The sequence below is a fragment of the Dysgonomonas sp. Shenzhen-Wh21 genome (assembly GCF_043392705.1).
GTDB lineage: Bacteria > Bacteroidota > Bacteroidia > Bacteroidales > Dysgonomonadaceae > Dysgonomonas.
Genome location: NZ_JAIXHZ010000082.1, coordinates 14,740 through 32,571, shown reverse-complemented (window position 1 = coordinate 32,571; position 17,832 = coordinate 14,740). Strand labels below are relative to the sequence as shown.

The window sequence follows — 17,832 nt, the reverse complement described above, 5'->3', positions numbered from 1 at the left end:
ATTTTAAAGATTTTATTATATTTAGAAAATATTTAGGCTTAACGTGTAAAATAAATACTGAAGAAAAACATTGGAATTATTTATATCAGTAATGCATGCATAATCAAATGAATACCGAGTTAATATTACTGCAATACAATTAAAGAGTTTTATGTCAACCATTTTTATATTCAGAATATTATAAAAGTTTAAATCTCGAACGATTTAACTATATTTTTACAATATTATCTCTTATTTTTGTAAATTAAATGCTCTAAATTCTTTGTTCTTCAAATACTCTGTTAGGCTATATAACTATAAGATAATTTAGTTTCTCTAACTCATGAAGAAACATATTCATGGATACCTTGTTATTCGTGTAATGCACTAAAACCACCATACAATTCGAGAATGAAACAATCAACCACCTTATTTCTTATTTGCTGGTTCTCTGTATTTTCAACTCTGAGTTCATATGCTGCATATGGGGCTCACAGAGTCGGAAACCTTGACCTGTCAAATAACGCTGTATTATGTATGTACCAAGATCAAAATGGATATATGTGGTTTGGTACATATGATGGCCTTAATCTATACAATGGAAAAAACCTTTATGTGTATCGGTTCGAACTAGACAACGAATATTCACTTTGCAGCAATATCATACATAAAATTTCGCAAGCAGATGCTGACCATTTGTGGATATCCACATTTCTTGGACTTAACAGATTCTCGTTAAAAGACAGGCGAGTAACAGAGTCTCACCCAGAATGCCCCGAAGCAAAACTATTAGCCGCAGACAGTAAAGGCAATACATGGGTTATATGCAAACGAGGATATATTTCCTATTATTCATCATCTTCCGACTTGAAAAGATTCCAAGACATCCATCTCCCTGAGGCTGACGCTGAAACGATAAAAGATATTTTCTTTACTAAGAATGATAAACTTTATCTGATTACAAACAATGGGAAGCTCCTTAATATTGAATATTCTAAGAAGCAGGATTCGGATATAAAACTAAAGACTCATGAAATAACAATGCATGATAAAAATATAGATTATGCATCTTATGAGAACAATAAGATTTACTTCGTTGATAAAGATCAAAAGCTATACCTATATGACATAATTGCTTCAAAAAAAATATTATTATCAGATATATCGCAACTTACAGCCAAAAATGGCGGTATAGCAAGAATAACATCGTTCAAATATGACGTATATATCGCGTTCAAAAACAATGGCGTAGTAAAATTGAATATAGAAGACCACTATAGACCGGAAGTTATAACCAGCGGGATAGGTGTTTTTTGCTTATTAAAAGATAATAAACAAGATATACTATGGCTTGGAACAGATGGCAAAGGAGTAGAAATGTTCTATCAGAATCACGATATGTTTGGGAATATACTGCTCGAACATTTACCATTCGATAGTCAAAAACCTGTTCGTTCGATATATACCGACGAACACAACAATCTTTGGGTAGGAACAAAAGGTGACGGTATTTTTTTGATTAAGAATTACGATAAGTTGAATAATGTAAAAATCCCATCATCGGAAATAATCCATTACACAACAACCGAAGGACTAGTCAGCAACCTTGTATTCTGTTTTTTACGAAGTAAAAAGAAAGACTTAATCTGGTTAGGGACAGAAGGCCCGGGACTTTCTTATTATTCGTACAAAGACAATAAAATAAAGACAGCGATAAATAAGACTCCGAACACAATAGGTAAAGTTCATTCAATATGTGAAGTAAATGATTCCACATTATGGATGGCCACAGCCGGAAATGGTTTATTGGAAGTTGTTGTTGACAATCAGGCTCCAACAGTTGAAGTTAAATCGATAAATGCCTTTTTTCCGAAGAAAAACGATAAGACATGCAACGAGTTCCACTCTATGACTTATGACGGAAAATCAACATTATTTATAGGGAATAGAGGTGGTTATGGAGTAACACGGTTTAACATCACGAACAAACAATACGAATTTATTCCGATCAATAAAGCAGAAAGTACTGCTATTGGTGATGTCTTAAGCGTTTATCAGAGTAAAGACTCTGTTTTTTATTTCGGAGCCAGCTCAGGCCTAACTCAAATGCAGTTTTTCAAAAACGGAAATCATACAATCAAGCAATTTGACAGAAAAAGTGGCATCATAAATGATATGATACACGGGATACTAGAAGATAAAGAAGGCTGTATATGGCTAAGTACAAATAAAGGACTGGCTAAGTATAATCCGCATAACGACTTTTTCCACAACTATACATTTCCTGATCTAAAAGTCTTTGAATTTTCTGATGATGCCTACTGGCATTGCCCATATACAGGGCGACTTTTCTTTGGTGGTATAAACGGACTCACATGGCTAGAGCCCGGATATAGTTTTGAGAACAGCTATAGACCTGATCTTTATTTCTTTGGATTAAAAATATCAGGAGAAGATCGTCCCTTGTCAAATTACATTAACAACAGCACGAAGTATCTCGAAATCCCTGCTAATGTCGCAGCTTTTACCCTCTCATTTATAGCGGTAGACTATATCGATGGAGAAAACTACGAATATTCTTATATGCTGGAAGACTACAATAATGAATGGACAGATTTACAAAAGTCAAATGAGATAACATTCACCAATCTGCCTTCAGGAGACTATGTCTTGAAAGTTAGATATAAGAACGACGTGTTCAATTCCGATGAAAGATTCTACACCCTCCATATAAAGAAATTACCTCCTTGGTATTTCACCACATGGGCAATAGTTGGATATGCATGCTTATTCTTGCTTGTTTGCGCATATATCATTTATATGATTCGCAAAAAAATAATAAACAAGCAAATACAACTAGCGAATAAAATAGAAGAAGAACAAAAAGAGAAGTTGATAGAAGCTAAACTAGACTTCTTCACAAATGTTACTCATGAGTTTTGTACTCCGCTAACTCTTATAAATGGAGTGACCGATCGCATAGAGAAAACCCCAAATATGGATAATAACTTTCATAAGTATATCGAGATCTTGCGCAACAATGTCGATAATCTAAACGAGCTTATCCAAGAAATACTCGATTTCAGAAAATTAGAAGAATCCAAATACAACCTCCATATAATAAAGAATGCTCCTGTTGCCGAACAAATAACGAAACAGTCTCAGTCATTCTTTTCTATTGCCGAGCAAAATAAAATACGATTCAACCTACAAGTACCGGATAAGCTACTTTGGAATACAGATATAATATGTTTCAATAGAATATACACCAACCTTGTATCCAATGCATTTAAATACACAAAAGAAGGTGGAGAAGTCAAAGTTACCTTAATGACAGACAACGATACCTTAACCCTAAAAGTATACAACACAGGAAAGGGAATTGAGGCTTCTAAAATTCCGATTATATTTGACCGCTATAGCATCCTTGAAGAAATAGGGAGTGACAACCAATACTCTCGTACATCTTCGCGGAATGGAATAGGGCTGTCTATTTGCCAAAGCCTTGTTGAGCTATTACAAGGGAACATAAAAGTAGAAAGTGAAGTAAATAAATATGCAGAGTTTATTGTGGAACTGCCTCGACTAGAAATAAAAGAAGTACCTGTTGCTACTCTTCAAGAGTCGGTAAACGTTGTACCGGATGACAACTCAGGCAAGAGTTCTAAACCAATAATACTCGTTGTAGATGACAATGAAGATATAATATGGCTCATCAATGATATTTTATCAGACGAATATATTATCAAAGGAGCTAACAATGCAAACGAAGCGCTTAGACAAATAGAAAGCCAAATGCCGGAACTGATCATCACTGATATCATGATGCCTGAGGTGAGCGGGCTGGAACTGATAAACCAAATAAAATCAGACAAAATAACCAGACACATCCCTTTGGTTATTATCTCAGCAAAGATTAGTGATGTAGATCAATCTGAAGGTCTCGATGTTGGGGCAGATGCATATCTTACAAAACCATTTTCCCCACTCTTTTTGCGCTCTGTGATAAATCGTCTTCTAAATACGAAGAAGAAACTAAAAGACTATTACTATTCACCCGAAAGTGCACTTGAGTATTCGGATGGGCAAGTAATACATCAGGAAGATAAAGAGTTTATGGAGTCCGTTATTTCGATAATAGACAGTAATATCGAAGAAGAGAATCTTAGACCGGAGTTAATAGCAGAAAAGCTTGGTACAAATACACGGAATCTGTACCGAAGATTTAAGAAAATAACATCACTTACACCAAGTGATTTTATAAAAGATTACAGATTTACTTGTGCTGCAAAATTATTAATCACAACAAACCTCACCATTCAAGAGATTATATATAAGGTGGGGATAAATAACAAATCTTACTTCTATAGAGAGTTCTCAAAAAAATACAATATGACCCCTAAGGAATACAGGCAGCAAAAATAACTAGACAGACCGAATAGTATCCTAAAAAACCAAAAAGGTATCCTCGTTTACATCATGTAAATAAGGATACCTTTTTCAGCTTTTAAGATAAAGAAATAAACATACAGAAATATTAACATTGCATATTCCTTATTGGAATAAACATTAAAATAGCTCAGAGGAATTCTTAAAGATATTATATACAATATAAGAATTGTCCATGGAAAACAGAAAGACATAAAACATCAATTATCAACCTAGAAATTTAAAGACTTACAGATAGGTAAAAGGTTTATAAAACAACTTTCAGGTATATCAAGACAAAGGAAAATACATTACACTCCCTATAATATTAACCTCTAAAACCTAGAATTTATGTAACATTCATTAAAACCAACTCATTTTAAATCCAAAACAGAGACGAATGTCTCAAATAACTAATTACAAGTTAACTTAATAAAAATCATATTATGAGAAAAAAATCTGCAAGTAATACTTCTAAAAGTTACTACAAGGATTATGTCAGAAAGGCACTTTTTCTATTTCTTTCTCTCATGATCTTTCAGTACTCATCTGCTTCAGCTCCTGCAGCCGTAAAGGATGCAAATGAAAGCAAAAGCATTGAACAGAGTAACATCACTGTGAAAGGCACAATAAAAGATGAAACCGGCGAGCCATTAAGCGGCGTAAGCGTTGTTGTTAAAGGTACTACAACAGGAACAATATCAGATCTAGACGGTGCATATACTATTACTGCACCAAATTCAAACTCAACACTTGTATTTTCTTTCATAGGATTCCATACACAAGAAATAGTTGTAGGTGGAAAAACAAGTATCAACGTGGTATTAGTAGAAGATGCTAAAGCCTTGGAAGAAGTAGTCGTAGTAGGTTACGGTACAATGCGTAAATCGGATGTAACCGGATCTATATCTACTGCTAAAGGTAGCGATATCGTAAAAAATCAATCATTTAATGCCCTTGAAGGATTAAAAGGTAAAGCTGCCGGTGTAAACATTTTCTCTAATACCGGACAACCCGGAGGAGAAGTACGTGTTATCATCCGCGGTATCTCTACCATTAATGCTTCTGCAAGTCCATTATATGTAGTTGACGGAGTGGTTATGTCAAACTTCCAATATCTTAATCCAAATGACATTGAGTCTATCGAAGTATTGAAAGATGCATCATCAGCCGCTATTTATGGTGCACGTGGAGCAAATGGTGTTATCCTAGTAACAACTAAACGTGGTGGCAATACAGGAAAACGTGCTCGTATTTCCTACGACGGTTCACTATCTGTTAGCACAATGTCCAGATATATGGATGTTATGAATTCTAGCGAATGGATGGCTGCATTTAAGCAAGGTTTGGAAAATGCCAATGCTTGGCAAGGTAAAAACTTTACTACAGACCTTTCTCAAATCTTCACAGACCCACGCTTGTTCAATTCGGACGGTACTCCTATATATGATACAGATTGGCAGAAAGAAGCAAGCAGAACAGCATTTTCGCACAATCATCAGTTAAGTATCCAACGTGGTGACGAAAACTCTTCTGTAGGTGCATTCTTAAACTATACCGACCAACAAGGTATCATGCGTAATTCTTATTTCAAACGTTTGAATGCAAAATTAGCTTATGACGACAAACCAACAAGCTGGTTGTCAACAGGTATCAACTTATTAGTAAATCATACTTGGGGTAACAGAACTTCGGACAACCCATACGGTCAAGGTGCTTTACGTACAATGATCGAACAGTTGCCATTCTTGCCTGTTGAACTGGATGGAGTATATACTCAAACAAATATCATTAAAACAAACTCTATTCTAAATGATCAAAATAATCCTGACAGCGGAAAGCAAGGATTTAGCCCTGAAGGTGTTGGTAACCCGGTTGAGTTGCTTGAGCGCATCCAAGCTATGCAATACAAAACGCAAATATTTGGTAATGCAGCTTTAACTTTCCATCTTGCAAAAGGTCTTGATTTAAAAACACAGCTTGGTATTGACTATCAGAACAACCGTAATACCAATTACACACCGTTCACTCCACGTCCACTAATCAATCAAAGTTCTACAGGTTCTGCTTCTGCAAACAATTCTAATACATTGTATTGGCAAGAAGAAACATACCTGACTTACAATAAGACATTAGGAAAGCATTATATCAATGCGATGGCAGGTATGTCTTGGCAAGAACGTAACTATACATATTTCAGTGCTTCAGGAAGTAAATTCTCGGATGACTTTTATGGTTACTACAACTTAGGTAAAGGTGAAGATCGCCCTTCTGTAGGTAACGATCACGATAAATGGACAATGAACTCTTATTTCGTACGTGGTGCATACTCTTATGACAATAAGTATATGGCTACAGTTACAGGTCGTTATGATGGAGCGTCTAAGTTCGGAGACAATAACAAGTATGCACTATTCCCTTCAATCGGTTTGGGATGGATGGCTTCTAATGAAAATTTCTTGAAAGACAATCAGATCATAAGTAAACTGAAACCGCATGCATCATTTGGTGTAACAGGTAACTCTGAAATAGGTACCTATGCATCATTAGCTACTATCGGACAATCAACTACTATTATAGGTAACGGCTTGCAAACTGTATCTTATATGAGCAGAATGCCTAATCCGGATCTGAAATGGGAAAAAACGAATCAGTTAGATTTCGGTATTGATCTTGGTTTGTTCAACAACAGACTGAACTTAGAAGCATCATATTACCACAAGTACACTACCGACCTATTGCTTAGTCGCCCTATACCTCTATCAACAGGATACTCTTCTATTACAACAAACGTAGGAGAAGTTTCGAACCGTGGTTTGGACTTATTGATTAATGCATATCCGATTGACACTCGTGACTTCCAATGGAATACAACTCTAAATGTGAACTACAATAAAAACCGTGTAGAAAAACTAGACCCAAGTTCGTCTGTGGATCCTATTACAGGCAAACGCCAAATCCTTCTTGATGGTTTTGTTGGTTATGACATGTTAATCCGCGAAGGTGAAGAACTTTCTACTTTCTACGGTTACAAACGTGCCGGTATCTATGATGGAGTTCCTTCTAACTGGGATGCTGAAACAATGAACATACCTTCAACTATTGGTGAAAAAGTTACATATAAACAACGTCAGATTCTTGGTAATGGTTTACCTGATTGGACCGGATCATTCATCAACACCTTCAGATATAAAGGATTCGATCTAACTTTAGATCTGCAATTCCAATGGGGTGTGGATGTTATGCAAGAGTTCTTCCACTCTACAGAGGCTCGTTTCTTAACTAGTGGTCTTACTCGTCTTTACAAAGATGCATGGCACCCAACGCTGAATCCTACAGGTACAGCACAAGCTATTCGCTTGAACAACTTTGGTCAAGGTGCAAACAATCAAGCTGACGATACTTGGGTTGCTGATGGTTCTTACCTACGCGTAAACCTAATCCAATTTGGTTATACATTCAATCCTAAAATCATCAACAAAGTGGGTCTTTCTTCATTACGCTTATATGCTAGTGTGAACAACGCTTTCCTACTTACATCATCTGACTATTTAGGATATGATCCTGACAACTCATCTCGTTTAGGTGACAACAAGTGGGGTACCAACCGCCAGTTCTTTACATATCCACGTCCAAGAACATTCACGTTTGGTCTTAATGTAGCATTCTAATTTATAGTAATAAAAACAATAAATTCATAATCATATGAAATTGCATAAAATATACATATCCATCTTTTGCATGATTACATTATCATTAGTAATGAGTTCATGTGATGGCTTCTTGAAAGAAGAGCCGCTGGATGAAAAAACTGCAGGTCAGTTCTGGAAAACAGAATCTGATGCTAAAACAGCTGTAAATGCACTTTACTTCGGTGGAGTTCCATATTTGAATAATATTGATGTTGATGGAGGTTGGACACCTAAAGCCACTATGTGGGGCGGTATCATGTCCGGCTTGTTTGTTGACAAACGTAAAGATAGAACGTTTACGACTGCTTCCGAAGGAGGTAACTTTAATATTGAAGCATTCGATGCTACAGCAAGAAAGCTTTGGTCTGAGTTCTATATCGGTATTTCGCGTGCAAACTTTGTTATTGCCAATATTCCGACAATGACTAACGTATTAAGTGAAGCGCAAATAAATAACTTTGTTGCACAAGGTAAGTTCTTCAGAGCATACGCTTATTATTATCTGGTAAAAGAATTTGGTGATGTTCCTTATGTAGACAAGCCTTATACATCTTTGGATGGTATATATGTAGAACGTACTCCTGCTGTGGATGTATACAAACACATCGAAGAAGATTTGCTTAGCATCATCTCAGGAGATGTATTAGCAAACAAAGCATTTTATGCTAATAGTTGCTATGTAACTAAACCAATGGCACAAACGCTTCTAGCTCAAGTATACTTACAATGGGCAGGTGCTCCTCTCAATGGCGGAAACGAATATTATACTAAAGCAGCTAACATGGCCCTTGAAGTTGTGAATGGTGGACAACATGCTCTTATACAACCAGAAGGAAGTAGTGATGACCTTAATTCTGCTTACAACGTCATTAAAACAACAAAATCTTCGAATGAAATTATCTATGCCAAAGAATACAACCAAACCAGTTACAATGTAGGTAACTCTTATGCTTGTCGTTCAATTGGAACAGATGCTTTCCAATGGGGCATTTTCAAACCGGGTGGAGACGTTTTGTATAATGCATACTTGCCTTGCGATATGTTGATCAATAGTTATGCCCCTGGTGATATCCGCGGACATGAAAAACAATTCTTCTTCAGAGAATATACTTACAAGATAGGTGAAAATACTATAACAAGCACATTAAACAATGTTGGAAACTGGGCTTGGCTTGATGAAAATGCTCTAAAAACAGGTAAAGATGGTGACTACAACATGCCTACATTCCGCTATGCAGAAGTATTGTTAATTGCTGCTGAAGGTCTTGCACGTACAGGAAAAGAAGGTGATGCTAGAACTTATCTTAACCAAGTACGTAAACGTGCCGGACTAGCAGATGAAACTGCTGCTGGCGATGCGTTGATACAGTCTATCTTAACTGAGCGTTTCCACGAATTCCCATTAGAGTTCAAGATATGGGATGATATTCGTCGTACTCGTTTGTACCCGGAAGCTGATGGCAACCAATCAGGTAAGCTAAAATGGGTAGCACTTGCAACGGCAAAAATCCAAAACAAACCTGACGGAAGTACTAAAGTTGGCGCAATTCCTGAATATGCTCTATTATGGCCTATTCCATTAAGTGAAATGCAAGCTAATCCTTCTCTGCAAGGACATCAGAATCCAGGATGGAATTAAAATAAAGATTCTTACAAATAGTGAATCTTATTTGAAACCTATATAAAATTAATAACCTGCAATTCCGATTGCAATAAAGGAATTGCAGGTTGTTTAACTATAAATTACGAAAACAAGTATCTCTTTTATTTCTCAAAACAATTGACAGAATATAATGAAAAAGCTAATATTATCTGTTCTACTTGTTCCTTTTTTAGCATGTCAAAGCCAATCATTATCAACGAATCCGAAAGAATTGTTGGATAATGACCTTACAACATCTTACACAGGAAAAAGGCAACTGAATCAAATTGTATTTGATACAGAATATACCACGCCTGTGTTAAGCTATAAAATATACTCTACAGGGGAGCTCCCTGCTTATGATCCTACTAACTGGACTATAAAAGGATCGAACGATAGAAAAAAATGGACAATAGTAGATGAGAGAAAAGATCAGATTTTTTGTTCACGTTTTCAGGAAATATTATGTGTAGTACAAAAGCCTGCAACATACAAATATTATATGCTGGAGGCCAAAACGTCCAACAATGACACGCTGAAGATTGCAGAAGTTGTATTATCAACTAAAAACTTAAAAGCTGGTTGGGAAAACTTCAAATATCCCAAAGTAGTATTTGAGTCTCTCGATCCCGATACTGAGGGTAATAAGATATATCATCAGCTAGTGCAGAATCCTGACGAGTATGTAAAATACCATACCCAAAAGGTAGCCGAAATATTGTATTATACAGCTAATGATCCAATGGTAGATGTACAGGAAATAGATTATACACTGAAAGATTACAACGGAGTTTCGGCTAAAGGAGGCAGTTCTCCTAATATAAATATAGTGTATAGCACACAGCACATAGAAAAATCAGCTAAAGAATCATTACATAAATTAGATTTCGAAACACGTGGCGTTCTTTATCACGAATTGACACATGGTTACCAGTTTGAACCAAAAGGCATTGGAAACTACGGCAATAATAAAACTTTCTGGGCATGTATCGAAGGCATCGCCGATGCAGTGAGAGCCGAAGCTGGACTCTTTGATATGAGTACACGCAAACCCGGAGGCAACTGGATGGATGGTTACCGCACCACAGGATTTTTTATACAGTGGCTCACCACTAAAGACCCGGATGCAATCCGAAAATTTCACCTTACAGTAAGAGATATGGATGTATGGAGTTTTGATGGCGCTATCAAGAAAGTTTTCGGACCCGAAGCGAGCATCGAAGGCATGTGGAATGAATATCAGGAATATTTAATTAATAACGCTAAAAAATAATATGCAATTCAACAAAATTGTCCTCACTTTTTCTTTATACATTTTGTGTGGTATGGTATCCGGACAAGAGAAGACATCCTATGTCAACCCCATGATTGGCACTGTAAAGATGGGACATACGTTCCCGGGAGCTTGTGTTCCTCATGGCATTGTACAGTTAAGCCCGGACACGGATACTATACCTCATAGTATAAACGGTGTATATCAGAAAGACACATATAAATATTGTGCCGGATATCAGCACGACGACAAAACCATTGTAGGGTTTAGTCATACACACCTTAGTGGGACAGGACATTCCGACTTAGGAGATATTTTAATCGTACCCGTAACAGGACCACTCAAATTTAACCCCGGCACAGCCGACAAACCCGATTCAGGATATCGGTCTCGCTATTCGCATGATACAGAAAAGGCACGCCCCGGATATTATGAAGTTGTCCTCGACGACTATAAAGTAAAAGCACAGCTAACAGCAACAGAACGTGTTGGCGTACATAAATACACATACCCCGAAGGTGAGGTTCAGAAAATATTATTGGATCTTACACACGGAATCTATAATTATGACGGAAAAGTTCTTTGGGCAAGCCTGAGAGTTGAAAACGACACGCTGATTACAGGCTATCGTATCACGAATGGTTGGGCTAGAGAAAACTATACCTACTTTGCGATCTCTTTATCTAAGCCAATAAAAAAATATGGGTATGTAGATAAAGAAAAACCTAAATACTCAGGATTCTGGAGGAAGTTTGACTTACAGAATAATTTTCCTGAAATAGCCGGACGAAAAATTGTTACTCATCTGGAATTCGATAATAATGCGTCAGCTCCTCTTGTTATAAAAGTAGCTTTGTCGGCAGTGAGTACGCAAGGAGCAATAAAAAATCTTGAGGCTGAAACGAAAGGAAAATCTTTCGACCAGATAGCCGCAGAAGCAACAGCAAAATGGAACAAAGAATTGAACGTAGTAGATATAACAGGAGACATTGATAAGAAAACAATGTTCTACACATCATTGTATCACACGATGATTAATCCTTCAGTATATATGGACGTGGATGGGCAGTATAGAGGTATAGACCATAACATACATCAGGTTAAAGGCTTTACTAATTATACTATCTTTTCTGTATGGGATACCTTTAGGGCCCTCCACCCATTATTCAATCTCATCAACAGAGAGCGAAGCACCGACATTGTAAAATCGATGATCGCTCATTACGAACAAAGCGTTCACAAAGCATTACCTGTTTGGTCTCACATGGGCAACGAAAACTGGTGCATGATCGGCTATCACTCTGTATCTGTTTTAGCAGATGCTTTGGATAAGGGTTTGAACATAGACAAAGACAAAGCGTTGGAAGCGATGATAAGTAGTTCTAACCTCGATTACTATGATGGTACAGGATATTACAAAAAGCTTGGCTATGTCCCTGTTGACAGAAATGGAAGTGGCTCATCCATCACCCTTGAATATTCGTACGACGATTGGACAATATACAATACCGCTAAAAAAATAGGTAACCAATCTGTAGCAGATGCTTATCAGAAAAGGGCTTTGAATTACAGAAACGTATTCGATCATCAAATAGGTTTTGTACGTGCTCGTTTAAGCAACGGTGAGTGGAAAACACCATACAACCTGCTAAGCACACATGGAGAAGGTTTTATTGAAGGCAATTCATGGAACTATTCATTTTTTGTTCCGCATGATGTAAAAGGGCTTATCAAAGAAATGGGTGGCGACAAACAGTTTGTACAACGCCTCGACTCACTTTTCACCATGCACTTACCTGATGAGTTTTTCGCAGAAACAGAAGATGTTACCCGCGAAGGCGTTATGGGTAATTATGTACATGGCAATGAACCAAGTCACCACATAGCATATTTGTATGCTTGGACTTCGCAGCCTTGGAAAACACAGTACTGGGTACGGGAAATTATGAATCGTATGTATCGCAATAGCATCGATGGTCTCTGTGGCAATGATGATTGCGGACAGATGTCAGCCTGGTATATATTCTCTGCGATGGGCTTTTATCCTGTTTGTCCGGGTACAAACCAATATATTCTGGGAGCTCCTTATTTTCCTTACATGAAAGTAAACTTAGGAGAAGGACGCTATCTGGAAATAAAAGCAGATAAAGTAAGCGATAAAATGCGCTATGTAAAATCGGTAAAGCTAAATGGTAAACCGTATACAAAAGCTTATATCAATTATGATGATATCAAAAATGGAGCTGAGCTTACATTCGAAATGTCGTCAACTCCAAACAAAAAAAGGCTGTTCAATGAAGACGAAAAGCCGTATTCTCTTTCTAAATAACTTGTTACACTAAGATAAGAGTCATCTATTTATTCCGTTTGCTAGGTCTGGAGTTTGGAACAATACATATCCAAACTCCATAGCAAACAAACTCTCAACTTTATTACGAAGATTATGAATAAACTGTTTCGGGCCGCTGCCATTCTTATTATAAATCTCACAGTCTTATCTTGTAGTCAGAAGACACCAACAGAAGACATGGCTGTAAATATGACATTAAATACCTATGTCAACCCTTTTGTTGGTACATCTGGATTTGGTAACGTATACCCGGGAGCTCAGATTCCCTTTGGAGGGATACAAATAAGTCCCGACACCGATTGTGACTATTACGATGCTGCAGCGGGCTATAAATATAACCATATGACAATAATGGGATTCAGCCTTACACATCTTAGTGGTACAGGAATCCCTGATCTGGGAGACTTCTTATTTATACCCGGTACAGGCACAAAGAAATACACTGCGGGCACACACGAGAACCCCGATGAAGGATACCGATCACGATACAGCCATGATAAAGAATGGGCATCACCCAATTATTATGCAGTAGACCTGTTGGATTATAATGTGAAAGCTGAAATGACTTCCGGTATCCGATCCGGAATATTCAAATTCACATTTCCCAAAACAGATAGTGCTTTTGTGATGATAGATATGGATCATGTACAATGGTTTAAAACCGCATGGTCTCAATTTAGAATAGAAAATGATTCAACCATCTGCGGATTTAAGCTGGTTAATGGATGGGGACCTGAACGCTATGTTTATTTTGTAGCACAGTTTTCCAAACCATTCAAACGATCAGGTATCATGCAAGACGGCAAACCTGTAATCTATGATACAAAACGTTTCCGTAGCGATAAAGTAGCCTATGGTACTAAAATTATGGGATGGCTTGATTTTGATGCTGCGCAAGGAGCTGAGATAGAAGTAAAAGTTGCGATATCTTCTACCGGCACATCAGGAGCTTATGCCAATCTGGAAGAACTGGATAATCAGAACTTTGACAGCCTCAGAAAGAAGGGAGAAATCCTCTGGGCTAAAGAACTAAACAAGTACAAAGTAAAAGGAACCAAAGAGCAACTGGAAACATTCTATACCTCTGTATATCATGCCTCGCTACATCCTTTTATATATGAAGATATAGATGGTAAATACAGGGCGCACGATTCGAATATCCGTAATACCGATAGCAAGTTTACCAACTATACCGTGTTCTCATTATGGGATACATACCGGGCTCAGCATCCTCTGTTGAACCTGACAAACCCTGACAGAAATGCAAACATGATCAACTCCATGCTGGCTCATTACGACCAGAGTGTAGAGCACATGTTACCTATCTGGTCTTTCTACGGAAATGAGACGTGGTGTATGATAGGCTATCATGGGGTTTCGGTTATTGCCGATGCTATAGTAAAAGACATCAAGGGCTTTCATTACGAACGTGCCTATGAAGCAATGAAAACAACAGCGATGAACCCGCATTACGATTGTTTACCCGAATACACAGCTATGGGTTGGGTACCTTTCGACAAAGAGCGTGAGTCTGTTTCGAAGACATTGGAATATGCCTATGACGATTATTGCGTAGCTATGGCTGCCAAGAAATTAGGAAAGGAAGAAGACTATAAATATTTCCTTAATCGTTCTCTATCTTACCAAAACCTGATAGACCCGGAAAGCAAGTTTATGAGAGGACGCGACTCTCATGGCAACTGGCGAACACCATTCGATGCGATAGCCTATACAGGCCCGGGATCTGTTCATGGCTGGGGAGACATTACCGAAGGTTTTACCTATCAATATACATGGTATGTACCTCAGGATGTACAAGGATATATAAACGAGATGGGTAGTGATGTTTTTGAACAACGTCTCGACTCTATGTTCACAATGGAACTGCCTGATGATATTCCGGGTGCACATGATATTCAAGGTAGAATTGGTGCATACTGGCATGGCAATGAACCTTGTCATCAGATAATATACCTCTACAACTATATCAAACAACCTTGGAAGGCACAGGAAAAGATACGCTATGTACTCGATACTTTCTATGGCAATAAGCCTGATGCCCTAAGCGGGAATGATGATTGCGGACAAATGTCGGCATGGTATATCTTCAACTGCATGGGATTCTATCCTACATGTCCGTCAAGCAATATCTATGCAATAGGTTCTCCGGGACTGGAGGCTGTAGAACTTACATTGGCAAATGGAAAGAAGATATCCATGACCACCGAAAATTATAGTAAGCAAAACGTCTATATACAGGCTATGTTCCTCAATGGAAAGGAGTATAACAAGACATATATTACTTACGACGATATAAAGAACGGAGCCGACATTAAGTTTGTATTGGGTAGCAACCCGAACAAATCATGGGGTACTTCGGATGAATCTGTAGCACCGTCGTTATCCAAGCCGAAGGAGACACTTCGCTATATAAAGAATTAGACTTGTAATGGAGTCTTAGTTTTCACTACATTACTAAGCCTGTCGATTATCTTATCGGCAGGCTTTTTTATCTTACTTCCTCACAAAGTTTTTCAATGTAAATATCCCCTCTTTCTTATATCTGATATCTTCAACCAGATAGAAAACCTTCGAATCAAAATCAGAGATTATACCAATAACTTCATTCAACGATTTTCGTCCTATGACGATCTCCACAATATGAACCTGAGATACAGCCCCCTCTCCTTTCACAAAGGTAGCTCCGATATCCTTGCTGTTCAGCACTTTTATTAACTCCAATGCTTCTTTTTTTGTGTATACACGCAGCAACTGATATCCAAAGGCAATCCTGTTCTCAACCAAGATACCAACATAATTACCGGCAGCATATCCGGCAGCATAAGCAATATAAGCAACCAGACTATTGGCTTGGGAGAATATCTGAGAAATAATAACAACCCAGATAAAGACTTCAAAAAAGCCGACAATCGGTGCTTTATATTTTTCACCTTTCGATACAAAGATGATACGCAATGTACCTAGCGTTACATCACATATCCGGCCAAAGAAAATCATCACAGGCAACAACCAAGGATAAGTCTCAAAAATGGTAAACATAATAATCCTTTTTTATTTTTTGAATAAATATAAAGATACAAAATATCACTTCTCACATATTAAACAACACGAGAAGAAACTAATCTATATTAGATATCTTTACCCTTAAATAAGGATAATTAGAGAATATCAAGACAAGTAGTAGCCTTGTGCATTCATCTCGCTGATCAAAAGATAGCGATAGTTTTCTTCATCCAGCAGATAGTCCCAGCAGCCCAGATGATGAAAAAGCTCTCCGCCAAATCCGGTCTTGAACTGATAGAGTCCATACATGGGATGGGAATGATCAGGTCCCGGCGAAACGCCAAACATATCGTACTCGGTACAACCATATTCCTTCGCTATTTTTATAGCTTCCCACTGGAGTGCGTAAGTCGGCATATAGTTTCTCTTGCGAGAAGATGAAGCTCCATATAGATATGTCCCTCTATGCCCCGACATTACCAGGAATATAGCAGCCAAAGGCTCTCCTTCGTGTTCCGCCAATAGGAGTTCAACCCGAGCCGGAGATGCAGTATCATCTGCTTTTGCAGTCAACACCGAGGTGAAATACTCTATATCATTTATATATAGACCGTTTCGTAAAGCTGTCTCTTTATACAGATCGTACCAAATAGATATCTTATCCAATCCTACACGCTTGACACAGACTCCTTTTTTTTCGGCCAGACGTATATTGTAACGAGTCTTGGGTTTCATTTGCATCAGAATTTCATCTTCCGACAGACTCAGATCAAGATATATAGTAGTAGATGGTAAGATATCGGAATTGCTCTTTCTTAGATTCCACTCTACAGTACCATAGTTTAGCTGAAACTCTTGATATTTTTTTTCGGGAGGTCCAATCCATATTCCTTGGTCATCATAGTTGCTCTCGTCGCACCAGTGTGATTGCCAGTTGAGATCGTAGCGGATAGCTATACAACTCTTAGGCAAATGAGAACGTATTATTTCAGACAATTCCTCCAAAAATCGCCCTTGAAATTCTTCAGACGGCTCTATCTCGGGGCCATAAGGCACATAGGCCATGCTATATTCCGAGTTTAAAGGCTTTTGTAGCACCAGTACATCAGCATTGGTATATGAGTGTCCCCCTACATTTGTGTATATATCTCTGTTCTTTACCTTAAAGTCGAAAGCTTTGGTACCCAATCCCTGATGACTCTTCACCTCAGACCAAAAGGCTGTTTGTTGTACAATCGGTGTATCGTTTATGTCTCTTATTTCTTTTTCAAATACTTCAATTACCATGATTTTCACAAAATAGCTGCAAAGATAGGCATAATAAAAATGTAAAACCAGCCAAGATACAAAAGGTGACAATTCCATGAAAACACACTACACTATATTACAACCACTTAAGCCCTAAAAGGTGACAAAAGTGACACTTTTAGCAGATCTTTTGACC

General features: G+C 37.7%; 8 protein-coding genes. 6 read left to right on the top strand and 2 right to left on the bottom strand.

The annotated features are described in order from the left end of the window. The first annotated feature begins 390 nt into the window (after positions 1-390). From LDB17_RS05765 to LDB17_RS05740, 6 genes are all read left to right on the top strand, one after another. Entirely contained in the window at positions 391-4,404 is a 4,014-nt protein-coding gene (locus LDB17_RS05765; RefSeq protein ID WP_252637570.1) for a two-component regulator propeller domain-containing protein, read from the top strand. A gap of 449 nt (positions 4,405-4,853) precedes the next feature. After that, positions 4,854-8,078 carry a TonB-dependent receptor gene (locus LDB17_RS05760; RefSeq protein WP_252637568.1) on the top strand — a complete coding sequence of 1,075 codons (3,225 nt, stop codon included), beginning with the start codon at positions 4,854-4,856 and terminating at the stop codon, positions 8,076-8,078. A gap of 34 nt (positions 8,079-8,112) precedes the next feature. Then, a complete protein-coding gene (locus LDB17_RS05755; protein WP_252637566.1) occupies positions 8,113-9,738 on the top strand; it encodes a RagB/SusD family nutrient uptake outer membrane protein in 1,626 nt (541 codons plus the stop codon). 154 nt (positions 9,739-9,892) lie between these two features. After that, positions 9,893-11,014, top strand: coding sequence for a basic secretory family protein (locus LDB17_RS05750; protein ID WP_252637564.1), 1,122 nt, complete (start codon positions 9,893-9,895; stop codon positions 11,012-11,014). A gap of 1 nt (position 11,015) precedes the next feature. Continuing rightward, a complete protein-coding gene (locus LDB17_RS05745; RefSeq protein WP_252637562.1) occupies positions 11,016-13,343 on the top strand; it encodes a GH92 family glycosyl hydrolase in 2,328 nt (775 codons plus the stop codon). A gap of 114 nt (positions 13,344-13,457) precedes the next feature. Next, entirely contained in the window at positions 13,458-15,806 is a 2,349-nt protein-coding gene (locus tag LDB17_RS05740) for a GH92 family glycosyl hydrolase (protein ID WP_252637560.1), read from the top strand. Positions 15,807-15,878: 72 nt separating this feature from the next. Here the strand turns inward: LDB17_RS05740 and LDB17_RS05735 are convergent, their stop codons facing one another. Then, on the bottom strand, positions 15,879-16,424 hold the full coding sequence (locus tag LDB17_RS05735) for a DUF2179 domain-containing protein (RefSeq protein WP_252637558.1): 546 nt from the start codon (positions 16,422-16,424) through the stop codon (positions 15,879-15,881). 129 nt (positions 16,425-16,553) lie between these two features. After that, positions 16,554-17,675: a peptidoglycan bridge formation glycyltransferase FemA/FemB family protein gene (locus LDB17_RS05730; protein ID WP_252637556.1), complete on the bottom strand. Its 1,122-nt coding sequence runs from the start codon at positions 17,673-17,675 to the stop codon at positions 16,554-16,556. Between the last annotated feature and the right edge of the window lie 157 nt (positions 17,676-17,832).